The sequence below is a fragment of the Micromonospora sp. WMMB235 genome (assembly GCF_001855515.1).
In the GTDB taxonomy this organism is placed as follows: domain Bacteria; phylum Actinomycetota; class Actinomycetes; order Mycobacteriales; family Micromonosporaceae; genus Micromonospora; species Micromonospora aurantiaca.
On record NZ_MDRX01000001.1, the window covers coordinates 6,227,602 to 6,251,536 of the forward strand.

A 23,935-nucleotide genomic window follows, 5' to 3' on the forward strand; every position below is an offset into this window, starting at 1 on the left:
CGGGGGAGCGCGGGGTGAGCTTCCACAACCCGAAGATGCCCTGGTCGAAGCTGGAGCAGGTGCTCTCCGGCCGGGCCGGGGGCGAGCGGCACCTGCACGTGGTCGACCCGCTCGCGGTCGACGCCGACGGCGGCGACTCACCGGCCTGGAGCCGCAAGCGCCAGGAGTACCGGCCGCCGGAGCTGGCCCGCCCGGACGGCGTGGTGCCCTACGCGGAGCTGCACGCGCACTCCAACTTCAGCTTCCTCGACGGGGCCAGCCACCCGGAGGAACTGGCCGAGGAGGCGGCCCGGCTCGGGCTCACCGCCCTCGCCGTCACCGACCACGACGGCTTCTACGGCGTGGTGCGCTTCGCCGAGGCGGCCCGCGCGCTGCGGCTGCCGACGATCTTCGGCGCGGAGCTGTCCCTCGGGCTGCCCGGCCCGCAGAACGGCGAACCCGACCCGCTCGGCCGGCACCTGCTGGTGCTCGCGCACGGCCACGAGGGGTACGCGCGCCTGGCCGCCACCATCTCCCGGGCCCAGCTGCGCGGCGGGGAGAAGGGCCGCCCGGTCTACGGCGAGCTGGAGGAACTCGCCGCCGAGCTGCGCGACCACGTGCTGGTGCTCACCGGCTGCCGCAAGGGGCACGTGCCCGCGGCGCTGCTCACCGAGGGCGTCGACGCGGCGGCCCGGGAACTGGACCGGCTCACCGCGCTGTTCGGCGCGGAGACGGTGGCGGTGGAGCTGACCGACCACGGCCATCCGGTCGACGCCGACCGCAACGACGCGCTCGCCGACCTGGCCGCCGCGGCCGGGCTGCCCACCGTCGCCACGAACAACGTGCACTACGCCACCCCGGGACGGCGTCGGCTGGCCACCACCGTGGCGGCGGTCCGGGCCCGGCGCAGCCTCGACGAGATCGACGGCTGGCTGCCCGCCGCGGCCACCGCCCACCTGCGCAGCGGCGCGGAGATGGCGGCGCGGTTCGCCGCGTACCCGGGCGCTGTGGCGCGGGCCGCCGAGTACGGCGCGGAACTCGCCTTCGACCTTCAGCTCGTGGCGCCGAGGCTGCCGGCGTACCCGGTGCCGCCCGGGCACACCGAGATGAGCTGGCTGCGCCGGCTGACCATGGACGGCGCCCGCGAGCGCTACGGCCCGCCCGAGGCGCACCCGGAGGCGTACGCGCAGCTGGAACACGAGCTGCGGATGATCGAAGACCTCGGTTTCCCCGGCTACTTCCTGGTGGTCTACGACATCGTCGCGTTCTGCCGGGCGCAGGACATCTACTGCCAGGGCCGGGGCTCGGCGGCCAACTCGGCGGTCTGCTACGCGCTGCGCATCACCAACGTGGACGCGGTCCGGCATCGGCTGCTGTTCGAACGGTTCCTCGCCCCGGAACGCGACGGCCCGCCCGACATCGACGTGGACATCGAGTCCGACCGCCGGGAGGAGGTGATCCAGCACGTCTACGCCCGCTACGGCCGGGAACACACCGCCCAGGTCGCCAACGTCATCTCGTACCGGCCCCGGTCGGCGGTGCGGGACGTGGCGAAGGCGTTCGGCTTCTCACCCGGCCAGCAGGACGCCTGGAGCAAGCAGATCGACAGGTGGGGTTCGGTCGCCGCGGTCGACGTGGCGGACATCCCGGAGCAGGTGGTCGCGTACGCCAACGAGCTGCAGACGTTCCCCCGGCACCTGGGCATCCACTCCGGCGGCATGGTGATCTGCGACCGGCCGGTGATCGAGGTGTGCCCGGTGGAGTGGGGCCGGATGCCCGGCCGCAGCGTGCTCCAGTGGGACAAGGACGACTGCGCCGCCGTGGGCCTGGTCAAGTTCGACCTGCTCGGCCTCGGCATGCTCTCGGCGCTGCACTACGGCTACGACCTGATCGGCTCCCGCCTTGACCTGGGCGACATGACGCTGGACGACCCCGAGGTCTACGACATGCTCTGCCGGGCCGACTCGGTGGGCGTGTTCCAGGTGGAGAGCCGCGCCCAGATGGCCACGCTGCCCCGGCTCAAGCCGCGCGAGTTCTACGACCTGGTGGTCGAGGTGGCGCTGATCCGGCCCGGCCCGATCCAGGGCGGCTCGGTGCACCCGTACATCAGGCGCAAGAACGGCCAGGAGCCGGTCACGTACGCGCACCCGCTGATGCGCAACGCGCTGGAGAAGACGCTCGGCGTACCGCTGTTCCAGGAGCAGCTCATGCAGCTCGCCATCGACCTGGCCGGGTTCGACGCGGCCGGGGCCGACCAGCTGCGCCGGGCCATGGGGGCGAAGCGGTCGGTGGAGCGGATGGCGCAGATCGCCGACCGGCTCTACGCCGGGATGGCCGAGCGGGGCATCACCGGCGAACTGGCCGACGACGTCTACCGCAAGCTCACCGCGTTCGCCAGCTACGGCTTCCCGGAGAGCCACGCGATGAGCTTCGCCTACCTGGTGTACGCCAGCTCGTGGCTCAAGCGCTACCACCCCGGCCCGTTCCTGGCCGCGCTGCTGAACGCCCAGCCGATGGGCTTCTACTCGCCGCAGACGCTCGCCGACGACGCCCGCCGGCACGGCGTCGAGGTACGCCGGCCGGACATCAACGCCAGCGGCGCCAAGGCGGTGCTGGAGTCCACCCCGGAGACCCGGTGGGGCAGCGTGCCGGGCGAGCCGCCGCACGCCTGGGGACTGGGCGGCCCGGCGGTACGGCTCGGGCTGGGCAGCGTCCGTACCCTCGGCGAGGACGTGGCCGAGCGGATCGAGGCGGAACGCGCCGCGCACGGGCCGTACCGGGACATGCCGGACCTGGCCCGCCGCGTCGGTCTCACCGCCGCGCAGCTGGAGGCGCTGGCCACCGCCGACGCGTTCGCCTGTTTCGGGCTGACCCGGCGGCAGGCCCTCTGGGCCGCCGGCGCGGCGGCTCAGGACCGGCCCGGCCGGCTGCCCGGCACGGTGACCGGCGCGGACCCGCCCACCCTGCCCGGCATGGCCGCGGTGGACCGCCTGGTCGCCGACGTCTGGGCCACCGGCCTGTCCCCGGAGAGCCACCCGGCCCGGTTCATCCGGGACCGCCTCGACGAACTGGGCGCGGTGCCGATCGCCCGCCTCGGCCAGGTGCCACCCGGGCAGCGGATCCGGGTCGGCGGGATCGTCACCCACCGGCAGCGCCCGGCGACGGCCGGCGGCGTCACGTTCCTCAACCTGGAGGACGAGACCGGGATGCTCAATGTCACTTGCTCCCCGGGGTTGTGGCAGAGATACCGTCGAGTCGCCCGCACCAGCGGAGCACTTGTGGTGCGGGGCCGGCTGCAGCGGCACGAGGGCGTCACGAACCTCACCGCGGACCGGCTGGACGCGATCGAGCCCCCCGTCACACCGGCATCCAGGGATTTCCGTTGATGGAGTGATCCACATTACGGTTTCTCCGAGCCGGAGGCGGGAGACTCCCGACGCGGGTGGGCAGAGTGGCCCACCCGGGGTATGGGGGATGAACCGATGACCTTTCACCGCACGAACGCCGGTGGCGTGGCGAACGCCCGACGGACCCGCCTCGGCGCCGACTGGGCGCCCACCCACGAGGCCGAGCCGCGGGAATACCAGGTGACCGACGGCCCGGTGGCCAACCACCAGCGTTCCCGCGCCGAGGACGACCCCGCCGGCGGCGGCGAGTCCTGAACCCGGGCCGGGGGGTGACTAGGCTCGGCGCGTGGAGCAGATCCGAACCCTCACCCCCCGCACCGCCGTCATCTGGTCGGTGCTCCGGGCCGAGCTGGACCGGCGGGCCGGCGAACGACTCTCCGTGCTCGACGTCGGCGGCGGGACCGGCGGCTTCGCCGTCCCGCTCGCCGAGGCCGGTCACCGGGTCACAGTGGTCGACGCCAGCCCCGACGCGCTCGCCGCGCTGACCCGCCGGGCCGCCGAGGCCGGGGTCGCCGATCGGGTACGCGCGACGCAGGGCGACGCCGACGCGCTCACCGGCCTGGTCGAGCCGGCCACCGTGGACCTGGTGCTCTGCCACTCCGTCCTCGAGGTGGTCGACGACCCGGAACCGGTGATGTCCGCGCTGGTCACCGCGTTGCGCCCGGATGGTGCGGCGAGTGTGCTGGTCGCCGGCCGGGCCGCCGCCGTGTTCGGCCGGGCGATGAACGGGCAACTGGACGCCGCCGCCGCGCTCGCCGCCGACCCGCACGGCACCACCGGCGGCCGGGACACGCTGCGCCGCCGCTACGACGCCGCCGACGCGAGCGCGCTGCTCACCGCCGCCGGCCTCGTCGTGGAGGAGATCCACGGGGTACGGGTGCTCGCCGACCTGCTCCCGGCCGCGGTGGCCGACGGCCAGCAGGCCGCACTGGTGGAGCTGGAGCGTGCCCTCGCCGCCCGGTCCCCGTACCGGGATCTAGCCGCCCAGTTGCACCTGTTCGCCCGCCGCCCGGCATGACCGGCCCGGCTCCCGATCCGACGCCCGGTCCGCTCGACCCGGTGGCGCCGCGCTACGACGGCGGCAGCCTGATCGACGTGCTGCCCAGCGCGCTGGCGCTGCTTGGCGTACCGGGCGCGACCGACCGGCTCGGCCTGGCCCCGCGCCTGGCCGGGGTACGCCGGATCGCGGTGCTGCTCGTCGACGGCCTCGGCTGGTACCAGATCCCCACCGCCGCCCCGTACGCCCCGACGCTCGCCGGCCTCGCCGCCACCGTCGGCCGACCGCTCACCACCGGCTTTCCGTCCACCACCCCGACCAGCCTGGTCAGCCTCGGCACCGGCACCCCGTCGGGCGCGCACGGCGTGCTCGGCTTCACGGTCCGGGTGCCCGGCACCGATCGGGTGCTCAACCACGTCGACTGGACCGGCGACCCCGATCCGGCGAGCTGGCAGCCGGTGCCCACCTGGTACCAGCGGGCGCGCGCCGCCGGGGTCGCGGTGACTGTGGTCAGCCGACCCGAGTTCGCTGGCAGCGGCCTCACGCTCGCCGCCAACCGGGGCGGCGACTACCGGGGTGCGGCAGGCGTCGACGCGCTCGCCGCCCGGATGCTGGCGGCGCTTGCCGCCGGGGACGGGCCCGCACTGGTCTCCGGCTACCACCCCGACCTGGACCGGCACGGGCACCTCAGCGGCGTCGACTCCGCGCCCTGGCGGACCGCCGCCGCCGAGGTGGACGTACTGCTGGCCCGGCTCGTCGACGGGCTGCCGCCGGACGCCGCGCTGCTGGTCACCGCCGACCACGGCCAGCTCGACGTGCCCGCCGGGCACCGGATGGACCTGGACACAGACCCCCGGCTGCGCGCCGGGGTACGGGTGGTCGCCGGTGAGCCCCGGGTCCGCTACCTGCACGTCGAGCCGGGCGCCGAGGCCGACGTGGTGGCCGCCTGGACCGAGGTGCTGGGCCCGGCCGCGCAGGTGCTGACCCGGGCCGAGGCGGTGACGACCGGCTGGTTCGGGCCGGTGCCCGAGGCACACCTGACCCGGATCGGCGACGTGGTGGTGGTCTGCCGGGACACGTACGCGGTGGTCGCCACCCGCTCCGAACCGCCGATGGCGTCGCGGCTGGTGGCGTACCACGGCGCGGACACCGCCGCCGAGATGACAGTCCCGCTGCTGGTGGTCCGGGGCTGATCCCGGTTCGTCCGTGCTGGTGGCCGCGGGTCCGGGTCGGCCCCGCCTCGTGCGGGGTCGGCGGGCGGTGGGGTTGTCGGACCGGCGGGCTAGCCTGCTGGCATGGGCCGCAGCCAGTCGTTGCCCCGAGGCGGTGACCCCCGCTTCGGGCCGGACGCCGACGACACCGGCTGCACCATCCTGCACGTCGACATGGACGCGTTCTACGCCTCCGTGGAGGTGCGCCGCCGCCCCGAGTTGCGTGGCCGGCCGGTCGTGGTGGGTGGCGTCGGCCCGCGCGGCGTGGTCAGCTCCGCCAGCTACGAGGCCCGGCGGTACGGCGTCCGCAGCGCGATGCCCACCGCCCGCGCCCGGGCGCTCTGCCCCGGCGCGGTCTACCTCCCGCCCGACTTCACCGCCTACACCGAGGCGTCCCGGGCGGTCATGCGGATCTTCCGAGACGTCACGCCGCTGGTCGAGCCGCTGTCTCTGGACGAGGCGTTCCTCGACGTGGCGGGCGCCCGACGGCTGTTCGGCCGGCCCGCCGACATCGCCGCGCTGATCCGCCGCCGGGTCGCCGAGGAACAGCGGCTGACCTGTTCGGTGGGCGTGGGGCCGAGCAAGTTCGTGGCGAAGCTCGGCTCCACCCGGGCCAAGCCCGACGGCCTGCTCGTGGTCCCGGCCGCCCGGGTGCTGGAGTTCCTGCACCCGCTGCCGGTGTCCGCCCTGTGGGGCGTGGGGGAGCGGTCCGCGGACGCGCTGCGCCGCCTCGGTCTGCGCACCGTACGCGACCTCGCCGAGGCACCGGCCGGCCTGCTGCGCCGGGCGGTGGGCGAGGCGTCCGCCGCCCACCTGCACGAGCTGGCCTGGGGGCGTGACTCGCGCGGGGTCACGCCCGAGCAGGTGGAGAAGTCGATCGGCGCGGAGGTCACGTTCGACACCGACGTGAGCGACCCGGACGAGATCCGGCGGTCCCTGCTCGCGCTCGCCGACAAGGCCGGCGCTCGGCTGCGGGCGGCCGGGCAGGTGGGCCGTACCGTGTCGCTCAAGGTCCGTTTCGCCGACTTCCGGACGATCAGCCGCTCCCGCACGCTCGCCGTGCCCACCGACACCGCCCGGGAGATGTTCGACACGGCCTGGGCGCTGTGGGGCGCGCTGGCCCCCGGCGAGCCGGTTCGGCTGGTCGGGGTCCGGATGGAAGGTCTCGCCCCCGCAGGGGAGACCCCGCAGCAGCTCACCCTGGGTGCGCCCGAGCGCGGCTGGCGCGAGGCGGAGGCGGCGGCCGATGCGGCGGCTGCCCGATTCGGGCGGTCCGTCATAGGTCCGGCCAGTCTTCTCGGCCGTCGTGATACACGACAAGTCGAAAAACCGACCCGGCCGTAGGTCGTCCCGCTTTCCGACGCGCGGGGGCCCTCGTAGACTTGCGGGTAAGCAGCCGGTTGGCTGCCACGGTCTGTCGGCCCGCCCGGGCCGACCAACGTGACCGGGGAGGAGTGCCGTGCCGCTCTCGGAGCACGAGCAGCGGCTGTTCGAGCAGATCGAGCGGTCGCTTGCCGAGGACCCCAAGTTCGCCTCGGCCGTGCGCGCCAGCGACCCGCGTTTCCACGCGCGGCGTCGCGTGCTCGTCGCTGCCGGCGTGGTCGTCGCTGGTCTGGCCCTGTTGATCTACGGTGCCGTGATCAAGATTCCCGCGGTGGCCGTGGCGGGTTTCGTCGTCATGCTGGGCTCGTTGGGCTACGCGGTGCAGTCGCACCGCCGATCCCAGTCGCCCGACCTGCACGTGGTCGGCGGCACAACGAGCCGGCGTCGTCCCCGTGGCCGCAGTGGTGGTGGTCGCCGGGGCTCCTTCCTCGACCGGATGGAGGACCGCTGGCGGCAGCGCCCGGAGGGCCACCGCTGACCGCGTCCCGCCCCTGACCCGGGGCGGGAAACCGGCGGCGCCTCCGTAACAGGCCGGCAAGCGCCGCCGGGGCGACCTGCTGCCGGTCGCCGTGGCAACGCGGGCGAGAGCCCGCGCTCAACCGTGCCCGCAATCGGTCCCACCGTCCGCCACTCACCGTCCGGACCGCCGCTCGGCGCGCCCCCGGCGGTCCGCCTCCTCTGCACACCGCCGGCGCCTCCGTCAGCACATGGTGCCCGGGCCGCCCCGCACGTGAGCGTGTGCACCGCGCCCGGGTCGCCCCGCCACGTGAGCATGTGCACCGCGCCCGGGTCGCGGCAGGGCAGCTCACCCCCTCGTGCCCAAGCCTCCCCGCCTCAGCGCACGGCGAGCACCTCCCCGCCGCTCACCAGCAGGCGCACACCCGCCCTTCACCCGCGATCTTGCACTTTCGGCCAGAGCGGTGCCCAGAATGTCCCGTTCACCCGGGCACAAACTGCAAGATCGCCGAGGTGGGGCGGTGTGCCCAGCTCGCCTGATCAGCCCCTGCTCGCTCGGCAGGCGGGATTCGCTTCCCGTATCCCGGGAGCCGCCGTAGATCTTGGAAGGAAAGCGCCCCTATGGGGGCCATTTCGTACCAAGATCTCGGGCGCATCCGGCCCAGAAGCGGTGATCAAGGAGTTTGTGTCTTCAGCAGGGCTGGATTTGGACACAAACTCCTTGATCAACGCCGTGGGGGTGGGAGGGGCGGGGCGGGACGGGGAGGGGAGGGAGGGGCGGGCGGGGGTCAGCGGGCGGGGCGGTGGGCCAGGAGGCGGCGCGGGCTCCAGCGCGACATGCGCTGCCGGACCTGGCCGCTCGTGGTGACCACCCTCGCCGACCGCTCGGCCAGGCCGGTACGCCAACGCTGCAGCACCGACGGGGGCAGCAGCGCGGCCAGCAGCCGGGTACGGCGGTCCGCGCCCGCCGCCAGCGCGCCCCGGACCGTACGCAGCGCCGGCTGCAACTCCGTGTCGGTCAGCGGGTCACGGGCGTAACGGGCTCGTTCCTCGGCGCGGCCGAGCAGGCGTACCCCCGTTGCGGCGTCCCCCCTCTCGGCGAGCGCCTCCCGGGCCAGCCGCTCGGCGGTGGCCCGTGGGGTCTCCGTGCGGTCCACCCGGACGTGGAAGTCGACGAGCGTGTCGAGCAGCTCGTCCCAGGCGGCGTGCGCGTCGGCGCGGGCCGCCTCGGCGTCCACACCGACGACGACCTGCCGTGTTTCGCCGCGCTGGCCCGGCACCGGCAGCGCGGTGGCCGCGGGCGTGACCGCCCGGACGCGCCGGCGGCGGCGCAGGGCGGAGCGGCGCAGGGCCGGTACGGCGAGCAGCGCCAGCAGCGCCAGCGCACCGGCCAGCCACCACGGCCAGACCGGGCTCTCCTCGGCCGGGCCGCCCTGGTTCAGCGTCAGGCCCTGGTCGGTGTCCTTGTCGAGCCGGTCCGCCTCGTTCGGCCCGGCCGACGGGCCGGCCGCGTCGGGAGCGCTGGTGCTGCCGGTCGAGGGGGTGACCTCCTCGGGGGCGTCGATGTCCGGCGCCCAGGCCGAGCGGACCGAGCCCGTCACGGCCGCCGCCGGGGTGGCGTCGAACGGCACCCAGCCGATCCCGCTGAAGTTGACCTCGGTCCAGGCGTGCAGGTTGCGGTTGGTCAGCACGTACGTGCCGCTGTCGGCCTTGCTGCCGTTGGTGAACCCGACGGCGACCCGGGCCGGGATGCCGGCGGCCCGGACCAGCCAGGCCATCGCCGCGGCGTACTGCTGGCAGTAGCCGACCTTGGTGGCGAGGAAGTCGGTGATGTCCTCGCCGCTGCTGCCGTTGCGGGTGGACAGCGCGTAGGTGAAGCCGTTCTCCACGGAGAAGTAGTCGTAGATCGCCCGGACCTTGTCGTAGTCGTTCGACTTGCCCTTGACCAGCTGCGCGACCAGTTCCTCGACGGCCGGGACGGACGGCCGCTCGGTCTGCTGCCGCATCACCGGGCTGTCCGAGGGCAGCGACGGGGCCGCGCGCAGCGCCGCCGGGCTGAATGTGGACCGTACGTAGTCGAACGAGTAGCTCTTGCCGCGGGCGTTGTCCCGGTTGGAGAAGACGACCTGCTGGTTCGGGTCGTACAGCCAGTTGCCGTTGAGGTCGTCGGTCTTGACCGGCTCGGCGTAGACCGGCATCAACGGCATGTTCAGGTTCTTCGTCACCTCGACCGTGGCGCGGTAGCGCTGCTGGTCGACGCCGCGCGGGGCGCGTTCCCCGGGGTCGGGCAGCGGGCGGGTGATCGGCCGCCCGGTCGGCACGCGTGCCTGGAAGCCACTGGGGCGCAGGTCGTCGACGACACCCAGGCGCAGGTAGAACGGCGTCGTCTCGTTGGTGCTGACCTTGACCAGATCGAGTTCCTCGCTCTGGTTGAGCTGGCCGCTGAGCGCCGCGAACAGGTCGACCCGGCCGGAGCTGCCGCCCTGGCCCGGCCGCCCGCTGCCGTCGCCGGGCCCGGCGCCGACGTTGTTCAGCAGCCCGCCGGTCATCCCGGGCACTGCGAGCGGCAGCGCCACCGCCACGATCACGCCGACCACTGCGAGCCGCCGTCCGGCCGCGGCCAGCGGGGACGCCTCCCAGACGTCCACGTCGCGGCCCTCGCCGGTGAACCGGCGGCCGAACCGGCGTACCCGGTCGACGTTGTCGGTGACCAGCAGCCAGAGGTAACCGGCGGCGCCCACCACGAACGGGGTGGCCGGGACGCTGTCCACGTAGACCGCGACCGGCACCGAGTAGATGGCGAGCATCGGCAGGCCGGCCAGCGCCGGACGGCGCAACCCGACCGCGAGCACGTCCACCACCACAGCGACCGCGCCGATGCCGAGCACCGCGAGGAACAGCAGCGAGTCGACGTCCGGCACCTTCACGCCGTACGAGCGCATGTCCTGCAACGACGTCTGGAGCAGGTCGCCGAAGTGGGCGAACGTGGCCGGGGTCGGTACGAACGCGAGCAGTTCGGTGCCGCCGGGGAAGACCCACGTCAGGCCCAGGGTGAGCCCGGCCAGCATGGCCAGCACCTGCCCCCACAGCGGCATCCGGCCCAGCCGGCTCAACGCGGCCGAGCCGGCCACCACGGCGACCACGACGGCGGCCTGGATCAGCCAGGTCCAGCGTTCGAAGATCGCCGACAGCGGGGCCGCCGCCAGCAGCGTCGCCGCCGCGGCGACGAACCCGATGTTGCGGTGCGGGGTCACAGGACCATCCCTCCGGTCATCGTCGTCCGCCGGCCACCGTCTCGGCCATGGCCGCCCGCAGCGCGAAGCCCTGCGAGCCCCGCCCGGCCTGCGGCCACAGCATCGGCAGGCGGGTGCCGTGCTCCACCCCGATGACCCGCCAGCCGCTCTGCAGCAGCGCGAGCGCGGCGGCGCCGTGCGCCCGCTCCGCCTCGGTCCGGGCGTTCGGGGGCAGGTTGAGCCAGGTGTTGCTGTCGAGCAGGAACGCCACGCAGGTGGCCCCGTTGCCGCGCAGCCCGGCCAGCAGTTCCGCCTCGGCGGTGCCGAGCGTGCCGAGCAGCGCGATGATCAGACCGCCGTCGGCCCGCTGCCGGACCTGCTGCACCAGCGTGGTGATCTCGCCGCGCCGGTCCAGGTGCACGTCGGCGAGGTGGTCGAGCAGCAGTCCCTCGCCGCCTGCCTCGGCGGCACCGACGTCGGCGCCGTTGCCGGTGACCAGCCGGAGCTTGTAGCCGGCCTCGCGCAGGTGCACGGCGATGCTGGCGGCGGCCGAGACCGCCCACTCGAAGCTGGCCGTCGGGCCCTCGCCCCGGTGCCCGGCGGCGCGGGTGTCCAGCACCACCGTCGCCCGGCTCTCCCACGGCTGCTCCTCGCGGCGCACCATCAGCTCACCGGTGCGGGCGGTGGACTTCCAGTGCACCCGGCGCAGGTCGTCGCCCATCCGGTACTCCCGGGTGGCGGCGTCGTCCTCGCCGTGCACCGCCACCGAGCGGGCCCGGCTGTCGCCGCTGCCGGCGTACTCACCGGGCAGCCGGACCGACGGCAGCGGGGTGACCTGCGGGATCACCGTGAGGTGGTCCGTGCTGGGGAACGACCGGGTCAGCTCGCACAGGCCGAACGGGTCGGTCAGCCGGATCACCAGCGGCCCCACCTCGTAGCGGCCGCGCACGTCCGCGCGGACCGTGTACGCCACCGAGCTGGCCTGGTGCGCGCCGAGCCGCTCCAGCACCACCCGGGGCCGGCTGCCCAGCGCGTACGGCAGGCGGTCCTCCAGCAGCAGCGTGCCGGTGGGCAGCCGGGACAGGTTCTGCAGCCGCAGCACCACCCGGGAGCTGGCGCCGACCGGCACCCGGTGCGGCTCCAGCGACCTGTTGCAGGCCAGCTTGTACCGGCTGCGCCCGACGTATGCGGCGGCCAGCAGCGGCAGCACGGCGAGCAGGACCGCCACCCGGAGCAGGTCCTTCTCGCCGAGGATGCCGGCGGAGATCGCGGCGGCCACCGCGGCCGCCAGGAAGGATCGGCCGCGGGTGGTCAGCCCACGCAGGCCGTCGCGCACGTCACGGCCTCCGCGGCTCGTACGGCCCGCGGCCGTTGTTGCCGCCGCCGGGGCGGGTGTCGTACGGCGACCGCTGCCGGTCGTGCGGCAGCGGCAGGCGGTGCACCAGCTCGGAGACGATCGCGTCGGTGGTGCGCCGGGCCAGCTGCGCGTCGGCGGTCGGGATGATCCGGTGCGCCAGCACCGGCACCGCGAGGACCTGGAGGTCGTCCGGCAGGACGTAGTCGCGGCCCTCCAGGGCGGCCACCGCGCGGGCGGTGCGCAGCAACTGGAGCGTGGCCCGGGGGGACGCGCCGAGGCGCAGGTCGGGCGCCTCCCGGGTGGCGGTGACCAGGTCGATCGCGTACTGCTTGACGGCGTCGGCGACGTGCACCTGCCGGACGTGGCCGATCAGCCGGCGGACGGTGGCCGCGTCGGAGACCGGCCGCAGCCCTGGCAGCGGGTCGGTGGCGCCGTGCCCGTCGAGCATGGCCAGCTCGGCGCGCGGGTCCGGGTAGCCCATGGCGATGCGGGCGGTGAACCGGTCGCGCTGCGCCTCGGGCAGCGGGTAGGTGCCCTCCATCTCGATCGGGTTCTGCGTCGCGATCACCATGAACGGCGTCTGCAACTGGTAGGTGACCCCGTCGACCGTGACCTGCCGCTCCTCCATGCACTCCAGCAGCGCCGACTGGGTCTTCGGCGAGGCCCGGTTGATCTCGTCGCCGACCACCAGGTTGGCGAAGACCGCGCCGGGGCGGAACTCGAAGTCGTGCGTCTCCTGGTTGTAGACGCTGACGCCGGTGACGTCGCTGGGAAGCAGGTCGGGGGTGAACTGGATCCGCCGGACCGAGCAGTCGATGGACCGGGCCATCGCCTTGGCGAGCTTGGTCTTGCCGACGCCGGGCACGTCCTCGATGAGCAGGTGACCCTCGGCCAGCAGCACCGCCAGGGCGAGCCGGACGGTGGCGGTCTTGCCCTCGATGACCTGCTCGATGTTGGCCACGATGGCCTCGCTGGCGGCGCGGAACTCGTCGTGCGGCAGCAGACCGCCCACCTCGTCCCAGGTCTGTTGTGTCACGGGCCTCCTCCTCGTCGCCTGGACGGCAGCTCTTTATAGAGCACCTGGACCCGCCGTTGGGTTCGCGACGCCGAGCCTCGTCTGCCGCAGAAATCTCATTGGTATCTCAGGCTAACCATGTTTGTCGTTACTGCCGACTCCCGCAGGTGGTCGGTCGGTTACGCCCGGAATATTCGCCGGACCGGGGGACCGGCCGCCGCGGGTGGAACGGGCGCGCCGCCGCCGAGGGGTGCGAGGTACACTGCCTGCATGGCCGGGTTCTTCCTGCTTCTTACCGAGCCGTGTTGATGCGCTGAACGCGCGACAGCACGGCCGCCCCTCCTGCGCGAGGGGCTTTTTTGTGCCCGCAGCAGACCGCCCACAATTTTTTCGAATCGATCCGCGCCGAGGAGACGCCATGAGTGAGGCAGCCGCACCGGCGACCGACATCCCCCCGTTCCGGTACACCGCCGCCCTGGCCGACGAGATCGAGCACCGCTGGCAGGACACCTGGGCGCGGGAGGGCACCTTCCACGCGCCGAACCCGGTCGGTCCGCTGGCCGACCCGGGCCACCCGCGGGCGGGCGCCGAGAAGCTGTACGTGCTGGACATGTTCCCGTACCCGTCCGGCGCCGGCCTGCACGTCGGGCACCCGCTGGGCTACATCGGCACCGACTGCTACGCCCGCTACCAGCGGATGGCCGGGCGCAACGTGCTGCACGCGATGGGCTTCGACGCGTTCGGCCTGCCCGCCGAGCAGTACGCGGTGCAGACCGGCACCCACCCCCGGACCACCACCGAGGCCAACATCGAGCGGTACCGGGAGCAGCTGCGCCGGCTGGGGCTGGGCCACGACGAGCGGCGGTCGGTGGCGACCATCGACACCGAGTTCTACCGCTGGACGCAGTGGATCTTCCTGCAGGTCTTCAACTCCTGGTACGACGCGGACGCGTGCAAGGCCCGGCCGATCGCCGAGCTGATCGCCGAGTTCGAGGGCGGCACCCGCGCCACCCCGGACGGGCGTCCGTGGGCCGAGCTGTCAGTGGGGGAGCGGCGGCGCGTCGTCGACGACCACCGCCTGGCGTACGTCTCGGAGGCGCCGGTGAACTGGTGCCCGGGGCTGGGCACCGTGCTGGCGAACGAGGAGGTCACCGCCGACGGCCGTTCCGAGCGCGGCAACTTCCCGGTCTTCAAGCGCAACCTGAAGCAGTGGATGATGCGGATCACCGCGTACGGGGACCGGCTGCTGGAGGACCTGGACACACTGGACTGGCCGGAGCCGATCAAGCTGCAGCAGCGCAACTGGATCGGCCGGTCGACCGGCGCGCACATCGACTTCCCGACCGCCGCCGCCCCGGTGCGGGTGTTCACGACCCGGCCGGACACCGTCTTCGGCGCCACCTACATGGTGCTGGCGCCCGAGCACGAGCTGGTCGACGTGCTGACGCCGGCCGCCTGGCCGGAGGGGACGAAGGACGCCTGGACCGGTGGGCACGCCGGCCCGCGTGAGGCCGTCGAGGCGTACCGGAAGGCCGCCGCGGCCAAGACGGACGTGGAGCGGCAGGCGGACAGCAAGGAGAAGACCGGCGTCTTCGTCGGCGCCTACGCCACCAACCCGGTGACCGGCGGGCAGATCCCGATCTTCATCGCCGACTACGTGCTGGCCGGGTACGGCACCGGCGCGATCATGGCGGTGCCCGCCCAGGACGAGCGGGACTGGGACTTCGCCGAGGTCTTCGAGCTGCCGATCGTGCGGACCGTGCAGCCGCCGGAGGGCTTCGACGGCAAGGCGTACACCGGTGACGGCCCGGCGATCAACAGCGCCGCGCCGGAGCGCGGCATCGACCTGGACGGCCTGGGCGTCACCGACGCCAAGGCGCGGATCATCGAGTGGCTGGAGGCGAACGGGCACGGCGCCGGCGCGGTCACCTGGCGGCTGCGCGACTGGCTGTTCTCCCGGCAGCGCTACTGGGGCGAGCCGTTCCCGATCGTGTACGACGAGTCCGGTGCGCCGATCGCGCTGCCCGAGTCGATGCTGCCGGTCGAGCTGCCCGAGGTGGAGGACTTCTCGCCGAAGACGTTCGACGCCGACGACGCCGACAGCAACCCGGAGACCCCGCTGTCGCGGCGGCGCGACTGGGTGGAGGTGGAGCTGGACCTGGGTGACGGGCCCAAGCGCTACACCCGCGAGACCAACGTGATGCCGCAGTGGGCCGGTTCCTGCTGGTACGAGCTGCGCTACCTGGACCCGACCGACCCGCAGCGTTTCGCCGACCCGGAGAACGAGGCGTACTGGATGGGCCCGCGCCGCGACGGTGACTGCGGTGGCACGGACCTGTACGTCGGCGGTGCCGAGCACGCGGTGCTGCACCTGCTGTACGCGCGCTTCTGGCACAAGGTGCTGTACGACCTGGGCCACGTCTCGTCGTTCGAGCCGTTCCGCCGCCTGTTCAACCAGGGCATGATCCAGGCGTACGCGTTCGTCGACCCGCGCGGCGCCTACGTACCCGCCGAGGAGGTCGTCGAGGTCGACGGCCGCTGGTTCCACGGCGAGACCGAGGTCCGGCGCGAGTACGGCAAGATGGGCAAGTCGCTGAAGAACGTGGTCACCCCGGACGACATGTGCGCGGCGTACGGCGCCGACACGTTCCGGGTGTACGAGATGTCGATGGGCCCGCTGGAGGTGTCCCGCCCGTGGGAGACCCGGGCGGTGGTCGGCTCGTACCGGTTCCTGCAGCGGGTCTGGCGCACCGTCGTCGACGAGCAGACCGGTGAGCTGCGGGTCACCGACGAGCCGGCCGACGAGGCGACCCGGCGGCTGCTGCACAAGGCGATCGACGGGGTCCGCGCCGACATGGACGGGATCCGGTTCAACACCGCCATCGCCAAGCTGATCGAGCTGACCAACGGCCTGACCCGGCTGGCGCGTACGCCGCGCGAGGTGGCCGAGCCGCTGGTGCTGATGGTCGCCCCGTTCGCCCCGCACATGGCCGAGGAGCTGTGGCGCAAGCTGGGCCACGACACGTCGCTGGCGTACGCGGACTTCCCGGTCGCCGACCCGGCCCTGCTGGTGGCCGAGTCGGTCACCTACCCGGTGCAGGTGAACGGCAAGGTCCGGGGCCGGGTCGAGGTGCCCGCCGACGCGTCCGAGGAGACCGTCCGCGCGGCGGCGCTGGAGGCGGTCGCCGGCACGCTGGGCGGCAAGGAGCCGCGCAAGGTGATCGTGGTGAAGGGCCGGATGGTCTCGGTCGTCGCCTGACGCCCGCAGGTGGGCGTGTCCACTTCGGGGACACGCCCACCGACGGTCAGGGCGCGCGACGCCGTCGTTCGGCCCGCCACCAGCGGTGGATGATCAGCACGCTGGCGATCAGGCCGAGGCTCGCCGGCGCGGCCGCGTACCAGTTGATCGAACCGGGTGTGGTCACGGCCGCGCCGATCGCCGCGTAGCCGATGGCGGTGGGCGCGGAGGCGATCACGCTGCCGGCCAGGAACGGCATGACCCGGGCCGCGGTGGTGCCGTAGCCGTAGCTGACCAGCCCGAACCCGGCGATCGGCAGCAGCCGTACGGTGACCACGCCGAAGACGCTCTGCCGGGCGAACCAGCCGTCGAGGCGGGCCAGCCGGCCGCGTACCCGCTCGGCGACGAAGTCGCGGCCGAGCACCCGGCCGACCGTGAAGCCGATGGCCGCAGCGAGCAGCGCCGCGCCGAGCGCGTACGCGGCGCCCTGCACCGGCCCGAAGATCGCGCCCGCGGCCAGCGTGACGAACGTGCGGGGCACCAGCGCCACCAGCAGCAGCGCGCCGCCGACCACAGCCGCGGGCGGGCCGTAGCCACCCAGCGAGTCGGCGAGCCGGGGCAGGTCGGCCGGGTCCGGCCGGGGCACCAGCAGCAGCGTCACGCCGAACCCGGCGAGCAGCAGCAGGAGCAGCCCGAACCGGCGCGCCGAGGGCTGCCGCAGCAACCCGGCGAGCCGGCGGGCCACCGGTCGCCGCCCCGGCCGGGCGGCGTCGGTCACGGCCTCGGTGCGGCGGCCACCGCGGTGCGGCGCTCGGAGCGGAGGCGGTCGGCCCAGGTGTCGTCGAGCGGGGGGAGCTGGTGGATGCCGGTCGCCCAGCGCAGCAGCAGGTCGGCCAGGTCGGGGTTGCGCGCCAGCGCCGGGCCGTGCGAGTAGGTGCCGAGCAGCTTGCCCCGCCACGCGCCCTCGGTGGCCCCGTCGTTGCCGACCCCGGTGGTGACCCGGGCCAGCGGGGACACGCCCGGACCGAGGTGGGTGCGGCCGCCGTGGTTCTCGAACCCGGACAGGTGCGGGATGCCGAGCCGCGGGTCGACCTCGCCGGCCAGCTCGCCCACCGCCCGGGTGGGTCCGCGGTCGGAGGAGAGGTCGAGCAGCTCCAGGCCGGCGCAGCGGGTGCCCTTGGCGAAGAACGAGGTGCCGAGAAGCTGGTAGCCGGCGCAGACGCCGAACACCACCGAACCCTGGGCCACCGCCCGGTGCAGGCCGCCGTCGGCGATCAGACGCTGGGCGCCGAGCGCCTGCGGGCCGTCCTCGCCGCCGCCGAGCAGGTAGATGTCGGCGGTGGCGGGCAGCCGCTGGTCGGAGCGGACCTCGAGCACCTCGACCGGCATGCCGCGCAGCTGGGCCCGGCGGGCCAGGATCAGCGCGTTGCCCCGGTCGCCGTATGTGGACAGCAGGTCGGGATAGATCCAGACGATGCGCAGGCTCTCAGTTGACACGGTCCAGCTCCGCTCGGATGTCCTGGAAGGCGGTGTAGTTGGCGATGACCTCCAGCCGGCCCGGTGGCACGGCGCGGACGGCCTCGTCGAAGCTGCGGACGTGCTGGAACGGCACGCCGTTGACCTCCAGTCGCACCGCCAGGTCGTACGCCCTGTCGCCGGTGATCAGCACCTGCCGGCCGGTCAGCGGGGAGAAGTCCACGTCGAACAGCCACGAGGTGTCCAGCCCGTCGGGATCGCGGGCGTTGATGGACAGCAGTGTCGGCGCGACGTCGGCCATGTCGAACGCCTCCAGCCAGCTCGCCGGGTTCTTCGCCAGCAGCAGCCGGATGTTGCGCCCGTCGCGGTCCACCTGGGCGTAGCGGCCGGCCACCGAGGTGACGGTGCCGAGCCGGGACACCGCGTCCACCGGGCGTACGCCGAACTCGGCGGCGACGGCCAGCGCGGTGGCCGCGTTGCCGAGGTTGACCTTGCCGGGGAGCTGGAGCTGGATCTTGTGCCAGGCGCCGGTGGGGTCGAGCACGCCGTCGTCCTCGACCGTCCAGTGCGGCTCGGGGCGACGCAGCGGGCAGCCGGTGCACCACCACTGCTCGCCGGAGCGCTGGATGGTGGAGCCGCACTCGGGGCAGACCCAGGAGTCGTCGTGCCAGCGCTGCCCGGCGCTGAACCAGGTGACGTGCGGCGGCACGTGGCCCTGGGCCGGGTCGGCCGGCGGGCAGGCGGCCCACACCACCATCGGGTCGTCGGCGTTGGCGACCACCCGTACCCGCGGGTGCCGGACCAGGGCGGCGCGCCAGAGCTGCGCCATCATGGCGACCTCCTTGGCGCGGTCGAGCTGGTCGCGGGAGAGGTTGAGCAGCGCCACCACGTGCGGCTCGGTCGCCTCCAGCACCTGGGCGAGGTAGTGCTCGTCCACCTCCAGCACCGCGTACGGCGTGCTGCCGGCCTTTGCGAGCGCCGAGGTGTGGCCGGTGGGCATGTTCGCGCCGAAGGAGTTGGTGGCGACCCGGCCCAGCACGCCGACCGCGGCGGTGGTGAGGCGGGTGGTGGTGGTCTTGCCGTTGGTGCCGGACACCAGGGCGATGGCGCGCCCGGCCGAGAGATGGGCGAGCAGGTCCGGGTCGATCTTGAGGCCGATCCAGCCGCCGATCACCGAGCCGTCGCCACGGCCCGCGGCCCGCGACAGCGCCGCGGCGGTGCGCGACACGGAGCTGGCCACCTTTGCCCGCAAGGGCATCTTCGCGTCCGTCACCCGAGCGAGGTTACCGGACCGCCACCTCCACCAGATCGCCGCCGACGGCGAACCGTTCGGCCGGGGACGGCCCGGCGGACGGGCGGAGCGCGCGGGGCCGGACGGCGGCGGTCGATGTCGGGTAGCGGACGGTGTGGGGCGCGCCCCACCCCCTCCACTCCGCCCCACCCGCGTTGACGTGCGGTTTTGCGCGCGGAAACGCCACGCCGCGCGGGCGATTCTGGTTGCAGGTGGAGGGAAGTGGAGTAGAGTGGGGCGCGATGGTGAGGCCGGGAGGGCCACACCGGCCCGGGGGGTCAGCGGCGCCGCGAACGCCGCTCAGGGCGAGGGGGTTGGGCCGATGTTCCTCGGCACCCACACTCCGCGCCTGGACGACAAAGGCCGGTTGATCCTGCCGGCGAAGTTCCGGGACGAACTGGCGGGGGGTGTCGTGATCACCAAAGGGCAGGAGCGCTGCCTCTACGTCTTCCCGATGCCCGAGTTCCAGCGGATCGCCGACCAGTTGCGCGCGCAGCCGATGACGAGCAAGGCGGCCCGGGCCTACAGCCGGGTCTTCTTCGCCAGCGCGCACGACGAGGTGCCGGACAAGCAGGGGCGGGTCACCATACCCGGCCACCTGCGGTCGTACGCGGCACTGGACCGGGATCTGGTCGTGATCGGAGCGAGCACCCGGGTGGAGATCTGGGACAAGGCGGCCTGGGAGGCCTACCTCGCGGAGAGCGAAGACGACTTCGCCGACATCGAGGAGGGGGTGCTGCCCGGCGGTCTGTAGGGCGTGACGGCGCCCGACGTACTGCGAGATCTCCAGCCGCTTTCGAGTTCCTGGCACCCCTTCCCCGGTGCCAGGCGCACGATCCGACACGGAGGGCCGCGGCCTCCGGCGGGCGGGAGCGGATGGGGATCTGGCGGTATGGCGAGGCGTCGTGGCGACGACGGACACGTGACGGAACGGTTGGCGAACGGGGTGGGGGTCGAGATGGGGGAGCTACGCGGCACGCATGTGCCGGTGCTGCTCGAGCGGTGTCTCGAGCTGCTGGCCCCCGCACTGGGCCGGCCCGGTCGCACCGTCCACGTCGACGCCACGCTCGGCCTGGCCGGGCACGCCGAGGCAGTGCTCTCGGCGCATCCGGACACGGTGCTGATCGGCCTGGACCGGGACACCGAGGCGCTCGCCCACGCGCGGGTCCGCCTGGCCCGGTTTGCCGACCGGATCCACCTGGAGCACGCCGTCTACGACGAGCTGCCCGAGGTGCTCGACCGGCTCGGTTACCCGGCGATCGACGGGGTGCTGTTCGACCTCGGCGTCTCGTCCCTGCAACTCGACGCGCCCGACCGCGGGTTCGCGTACGCGCAGGACGCGCCGCTGGACATGCGGATGGACCAGACCCGGGGGGTGACCGCCGAGGAGGTGGTCAACACCTACTCCCACCCGGACCTGGCCCGCCTGCTGCGGGTGTACGGCGAGGAGAAGTTCGCCGGGAAGATCGCCTCGGCGATCATCCGGGAACGGGAGCGCAACCGGATCACGTCCTCGGCCCGGCTGGCCGAGCTGGTCCGGGACGCCATTCCGGCACCGGCCCGACGAACCGGTGGACACCCGGCAAAGAGAACGTTTCAGGCTTTGCGGATCGAGGTAAACAGAGAACTGGCAGCGCTGGAGACGGCGCTGCCGGCTGCTCTGGACAAGCTCACAGTGGGCGGCCGCATGGTGGTCCTGTCCTACCACTCGCTGGAGGACCGGCTCACCAAGCAGGCGCTCGCCGACCGGGTCCGAAGTAAGGGCCCGGTCGACCTCCCGGTCGAACTGCCCGGGTCGGGCCCGACGTTCCGGCTGTTGAGCCGGGGCGCCGAGCTGCCCGGGGAGGCGGAGGTGGCCGCGAACCCGCGTGCCGCCTCGGTGCGGCTGCGGGCCGCGGAACGGCTCGACCCGGAGGCGGCCCGGCAGGGGCGTACCGACCGCGAACGGTACCGCCGCCGGGTGAAGGCGATGCACCAACCGGGGACGGGGTCACCGGGGTCCGGCAAGGACCCGCGGTCGGCCCCGGGGGACGCGAACGGGACGGACGAGGAGGGGGAGGGGACATGAACGTCGAGAAGCGCGACGGCCGGGGAGCCGTCGGGCAGCGCGCACCGCGGTCGGGGGGCCGGACCGCGGCGCAGCGCACCACGCGGGACACGACGGCGACCGACCGCCGGGAGGCGACTCGCGCCCGGGGGGCGCGCGAGTTCCCGACGCAGGGCAGTGCCGCCCTGCGGCCGGCCGAGCGTACCCGGGTCACCGGTGCGCCCGCGCCGCGCCTGCGGGTCGCCCCGCCGGCGCCGATCCGGGTGCCCCGGGCACCGTTCGTCGCGCTGATCCTGGTGCTGGTGGTCGGCGGGGTGCTGGGCATCCTGGCGGTCAACACCAAGATCAACGAGAACGCGTTCAAGCTGGAGAAGCTCCAGCAGCAGCAGGCCAAGCTGGACGTGGACGAGCAGGAGCTGAAGAAGGAGATCGCGAAGCAGGAGGCGCCCGGCAACCTGACCGCCAACGCCCGGCGGCTCGGCCTGGTCGAGTCCGAGGACCCGGCCTACATCCGGCTGCCGGACGGGCAGACCATCGGGGTGCCGCACCCCGCGCAGGGTGCCCCGTCGGTCACCAGCCAGCAGGGCAACGGAGGCTGAGCGATGCCGCCGAGATCGGATGATCCGCGCCGGGACGCCACGGGCTCCCGGCGCGGATCGTCGCGGGGGTCGGAGCCGCGCGAGCCGGGCCTCGGCGGGATCTCCGACGCCCGCGCGTACACGCCGCGCGGGCGGACCGTGCGCGAGGGCGGCGGCGCGGAGCAACGGCGTACCCCCCGCAGCAACCGGTCCGGCGACCCGTTCCGGCCCGCGTTGCAGGTGCTCGACGGCGGCCGGGCGGGGCGTGCCGGCACCCGCGAGCCCGCGACCGACGGCGCCCGGTCCGGCCGCCGGTCCACCGCCGCGGGCGGCCGGGCCGGCGTGGTGCGGACCGTCTCGTCCCGGCCGGTGCGGGAACCGTTCGACGACGACGACGAGGACGCGCCGCCGCGCCGCCGGTCCCAGCCGCGCCGCCCGGCCGCGCAGCCCCGCCGGCCGGTACGCAAGCCGCGCCGGCCGCCGCGACTCGGCGACCCGCGCCGGCGGCTGCGGCTCGGCACCGTGCTGGCGCTGGCGTTGTTCGCCAGCATCGGCGTGCGGCTGGTCTACCTCCAGACCGTGGACACCCCGGCGTACGCCGACGGCGGCCTGCCCAACCGGCTCGCCGTGGTCGAGCTGCCGGCCCCGCGCGGGGCGATCCTCGACCGCGGCGGCGAGCCGCTGGCGCACAGCGTCGAGGCCCGGTACGTGTTCGCCGACCCCACCCGGGTCAAGGACCGGTTCGCCACCGCGCGCCTGCTCTCCCCGCTGCTCGGCGTGCCCGTGTCCGACCTGGCCGAGAAGATGCGCAAGCGCACCCTGCCCGGCACCGACACCCCGTTGCAGTTCGTCTACCTGGCCCGCGGTGTGGAGATCGGCACCGCCAAGCGGATCATGGAACTCGACCTGGCCGGCATCAACGTGCACCGCGACGAGCGGCGCGAGGTGCCCGGCGGCGACCTGGCGGCGAACCTGATCGGCTTCGTCAGCCAGGACATGAACGGCCTGGAGGGGCTGGAGGCCAAGTACGACGACGTGCTGCGCGGACAGGCCGGCAAGCGGACCTACGAGGTGGGCCTCGGAGACCTGGCCGCGCCCATCCCCGGCGGCTACAGCCGCACCACCCAGCCGCAGCCGGGCAGCTCGCTGAAGCTCACCGTCGACCGGGACCTCCAGTTCATGACGCAGCGGATCCTGGCGAAGCAGACGGCCAAGGTGAAGGGCAGCGTCGGCGCCGCGGTGATCATCGAGGTGCCGAGCGGTGAGGTGCTGGCGCAGGCCAGCCAGCCGACGTACGACGCGGCCAACCCCACCAAGGTCGGTTCCCCGGCCGACCGGGACGACGCGGCCACCACGTTCGTGGTCGACCCCGGCTCGATCCACAAGGCGATCACGTACGGCGCGGCTCTCCAGGAGGGCGTGATCACGCCGGACACCGCGTTCCCGGTCGCCGACACGATCGTCCGGGGCGGCGTCACCTTCCGCGACACCCACCCGGTCGGCGGCCGCACCATGAGCATCCCCGGCATGCTCGCCTTCTCGTCGAACGTCGGCACCATCGAGATCGCCGAGAAGCTGGGCAAGGACCGGCTGTTCGACTACCAGAAGCGGTTCGGGCTGGGCCAGGCCACCGGTGAGGGCATGCCCGGCGAGGCGGCCGGCCGGCTGCTGCCGCCGGACCAGTGGAGCGGCTCGGCGTACGGGTCGGTGCCGATCGGGCACAGCGTGGACGCCACGCCGCTGCAGATGGCCGCCGCGTACGCCACCATCGCCAACAACGGCACGTACGTGCAGCCGCACCTGGTCAAGGAGACCATCGGCGCGGACGGCGAGCGCAGCCCCGCCGCGGCGCCCACCACCCGCTCGGTGCTCAGCCCGGCCAACGCGGCGGCGCTGCGCCGGATGATGGAGGCGGTCACCACGGTCGACGGCCCGGACGGCCGGGCGACCGGTCTGGCCGCCGCCGTACCCGGATACCGGGTGGCCGGCAAGACCGGCACCGGTCTGCGCTACGACGGCGGCAAGCAGCAGCCCGGCGAGGTCGGCTCGTTCATCGGCATGGCCCCGGCGGAGAACCCCCGGTACGTGGTCGCGGTGTTCGTGTGGAGCCCCGGCGGCGGGGGCGGCGCGGTCGCCGCGCCGGCTTTCCGGGAGATGATGGGCTTCACTCTCCGCCACTACCGGGTGCCGCCGTCGCTCACCAACAAGTCCCCGAAGTTCGAGGTCTTTCCGCGCTGAGCGGGGACGGCGGGACATCATCGGTGAGT

Annotated in this window: 17 protein-coding genes; 11 read left to right on the forward strand and 6 right to left on the reverse strand. The window is 73.9% G+C overall.

Annotated features, from left to right (window positions below; translation table 11 throughout):
- Positions 1-14 precede the first annotated feature (14 nt).
- The 6 genes from BFV98_RS27875 (at position 15) to BFV98_RS27900 (ending at position 7,455) form a co-directional block, all read left to right on the forward strand.
- Positions 15-3,365, forward strand: a complete 3,351-nt coding sequence (locus tag BFV98_RS27875; RefSeq protein WP_013475771.1) for an error-prone DNA polymerase — start codon at positions 15-17, stop codon at positions 3,363-3,365.
- A gap of 96 nt (positions 3,366-3,461) precedes the next feature.
- Positions 3,462-3,641, forward strand: coding sequence for a hypothetical protein (locus BFV98_RS27880; protein ID WP_013287622.1), 180 nt, complete (start codon positions 3,462-3,464; stop codon positions 3,639-3,641).
- Between the two features lie 31 nt (positions 3,642-3,672).
- Entirely contained in the window at positions 3,673-4,404 is a 732-nt protein-coding gene (locus BFV98_RS27885) for a methyltransferase domain-containing protein (RefSeq protein ID WP_013475772.1), read from the forward strand.
- Complete coding sequence (locus BFV98_RS27890; protein WP_071098314.1) at positions 4,401-5,576, forward strand: alkaline phosphatase family protein; 1,176 nt, start codon at positions 4,401-4,403, stop codon at positions 5,574-5,576. The genes BFV98_RS27885 and BFV98_RS27890 overlap by 4 nt, the downstream gene beginning before the upstream one ends.
- Positions 5,577-5,678: 102 nt before the next feature.
- The gene (locus tag BFV98_RS27895) at positions 5,679-6,938 is read left to right on the forward strand and encodes a DNA polymerase IV (protein ID WP_071098316.1); all 1,260 of its coding nucleotides are present in this window, start codon (positions 5,679-5,681) and stop codon (positions 6,936-6,938) included.
- A gap of 115 nt (positions 6,939-7,053) precedes the next feature.
- Positions 7,054-7,455 (forward strand): DUF3040 domain-containing protein, encoded by a 402-nt coding sequence (locus tag BFV98_RS27900; protein WP_013287618.1) that lies wholly within the window; start codon positions 7,054-7,056, stop codon positions 7,453-7,455.
- A gap of 766 nt (positions 7,456-8,221) precedes the next feature.
- Here the strand turns inward: BFV98_RS27900 and BFV98_RS27905 are convergent.
- The 3 genes from BFV98_RS27905 to BFV98_RS27915 are packed head-to-tail and all read right to left on the reverse strand — an operon-like array spanning position 8,222 to position 13,059.
- On the reverse strand, positions 8,222-10,687 hold the full coding sequence (locus BFV98_RS27905) for a DUF3488 and transglutaminase-like domain-containing protein (protein ID WP_013475775.1): 2,466 nt from the start codon (positions 10,685-10,687) through the stop codon (positions 8,222-8,224).
- Positions 10,688-10,703: 16 nt separating this feature from the next.
- Positions 10,704-12,002 (reverse strand): DUF58 domain-containing protein, encoded by a 1,299-nt coding sequence (locus BFV98_RS27910; protein ID WP_030271900.1) that lies wholly within the window; start codon positions 12,000-12,002, stop codon positions 10,704-10,706.
- Between the two features lies 1 nt (position 12,003).
- Positions 12,004-13,059, reverse strand: coding sequence for a MoxR family ATPase (locus BFV98_RS27915; RefSeq protein ID WP_013287615.1), 1,056 nt, complete (start codon positions 13,057-13,059; stop codon positions 12,004-12,006).
- Positions 13,060-13,456: 397 nt separating this feature from the next.
- Between BFV98_RS27915 and leuS the strand changes: the two genes are divergently transcribed.
- Positions 13,457-16,297: a leucine--tRNA ligase gene (gene leuS, locus BFV98_RS27920; protein WP_030271904.1), complete on the forward strand. Its 2,841-nt coding sequence runs from the start codon at positions 13,457-13,459 to the stop codon at positions 16,295-16,297.
- A 46-nt stretch (positions 16,298-16,343) separates the two neighbouring features.
- On the opposite strand, the gene BFV98_RS27925 is transcribed toward leuS, so the two are convergent.
- From BFV98_RS27925 to BFV98_RS27935, 3 genes are read right to left on the reverse strand one after another with little or no spacing between them, the layout of a single operon-like run.
- On the reverse strand, positions 16,344-17,054 hold the full coding sequence (locus BFV98_RS27925) for a TVP38/TMEM64 family protein (RefSeq protein WP_030271906.1): 711 nt from the start codon (positions 17,052-17,054) through the stop codon (positions 16,344-16,346).
- Complete coding sequence (locus tag BFV98_RS27930) at positions 17,051-17,773, reverse strand: type 1 glutamine amidotransferase (RefSeq protein ID WP_013287612.1); 723 nt, start codon at positions 17,771-17,773, stop codon at positions 17,051-17,053. Before BFV98_RS27930 ends, BFV98_RS27925 begins: the two co-directional genes overlap by 4 nt.
- Complete coding sequence (locus BFV98_RS27935; protein ID WP_013287611.1) at positions 17,763-19,010, reverse strand: MurT ligase domain-containing protein; 1,248 nt, start codon at positions 19,008-19,010, stop codon at positions 17,763-17,765. Before BFV98_RS27935 ends, BFV98_RS27930 begins: the two co-directional genes overlap by 11 nt.
- 355 nt (positions 19,011-19,365) lie before the next feature.
- Here BFV98_RS27935 and mraZ point away from each other — a divergent pair, with 355 nt between their 5' ends.
- From mraZ to BFV98_RS27955, 4 genes are all read left to right on the forward strand, one after another.
- A complete protein-coding gene (gene mraZ, locus BFV98_RS27940; RefSeq protein WP_013287610.1) occupies positions 19,366-19,797 on the forward strand; it encodes a division/cell wall cluster transcriptional repressor MraZ in 432 nt (143 codons plus the stop codon).
- Positions 19,798-20,001: 204 nt separating this feature from the next.
- A complete protein-coding gene (gene rsmH, locus BFV98_RS27945; RefSeq protein WP_030271908.1) occupies positions 20,002-21,111 on the forward strand; it encodes a 16S rRNA (cytosine(1402)-N(4))-methyltransferase RsmH in 1,110 nt (369 codons plus the stop codon).
- Positions 21,108-21,689 carry a hypothetical protein gene (locus BFV98_RS27950; protein ID WP_013287608.1) on the forward strand — a complete coding sequence of 194 codons (582 nt, stop codon included), beginning with the start codon at positions 21,108-21,110 and terminating at the stop codon, positions 21,687-21,689. The genes rsmH and BFV98_RS27950 overlap by 4 nt, the downstream gene beginning before the upstream one ends.
- 3 nt (positions 21,690-21,692) lie before the next feature.
- The gene (locus BFV98_RS27955; protein WP_071098318.1) at positions 21,693-23,906 is read left to right on the forward strand and encodes a penicillin-binding protein 2; all 2,214 of its coding nucleotides are present in this window, start codon (positions 21,693-21,695) and stop codon (positions 23,904-23,906) included.
- Positions 23,907-23,935 lie beyond the last annotated feature (29 nt).

Coding starts and splice junctions, on each gene's coding strand:
- BFV98_RS27880 (WP_013287622.1), top strand. CDS start 3,462: ATGACCTTTCACCGCACGAACGCCGGTGGCGTGGCGAACGCCCGACGG.
- BFV98_RS27890 (WP_071098314.1), top strand. CDS start 4,401: ATGACCGGCCCGGCTCCCGATCCGACGCCCGGTCCGCTCGACCCGGTG.
- BFV98_RS27895 (WP_071098316.1), top strand. CDS start 5,679: ATGGGCCGCAGCCAGTCGTTGCCCCGAGGCGGTGACCCCCGCTTCGGG.
- leuS (WP_030271904.1), top strand. CDS start 13,457: ATGAGTGAGGCAGCCGCACCGGCGACCGACATCCCCCCGTTCCGGTAC.
- BFV98_RS27935 (WP_013287611.1), bottom strand. CDS start 19,010: ATGCCCTTGCGGGCAAAGGTGGCCAGCTCCGTGTCGCGCACCGCCGCG.
- mraZ (WP_013287610.1), top strand. CDS start 19,366: ATGTTCCTCGGCACCCACACTCCGCGCCTGGACGACAAAGGCCGGTTG.
- rsmH (WP_030271908.1), top strand. CDS start 20,002: ATGGGGGAGCTACGCGGCACGCATGTGCCGGTGCTGCTCGAGCGGTGT.
- BFV98_RS27950 (WP_013287608.1), top strand. CDS start 21,108: ATGAACGTCGAGAAGCGCGACGGCCGGGGAGCCGTCGGGCAGCGCGCA.
- BFV98_RS27955 (WP_071098318.1), top strand. CDS start 21,693: ATGCCGCCGAGATCGGATGATCCGCGCCGGGACGCCACGGGCTCCCGG.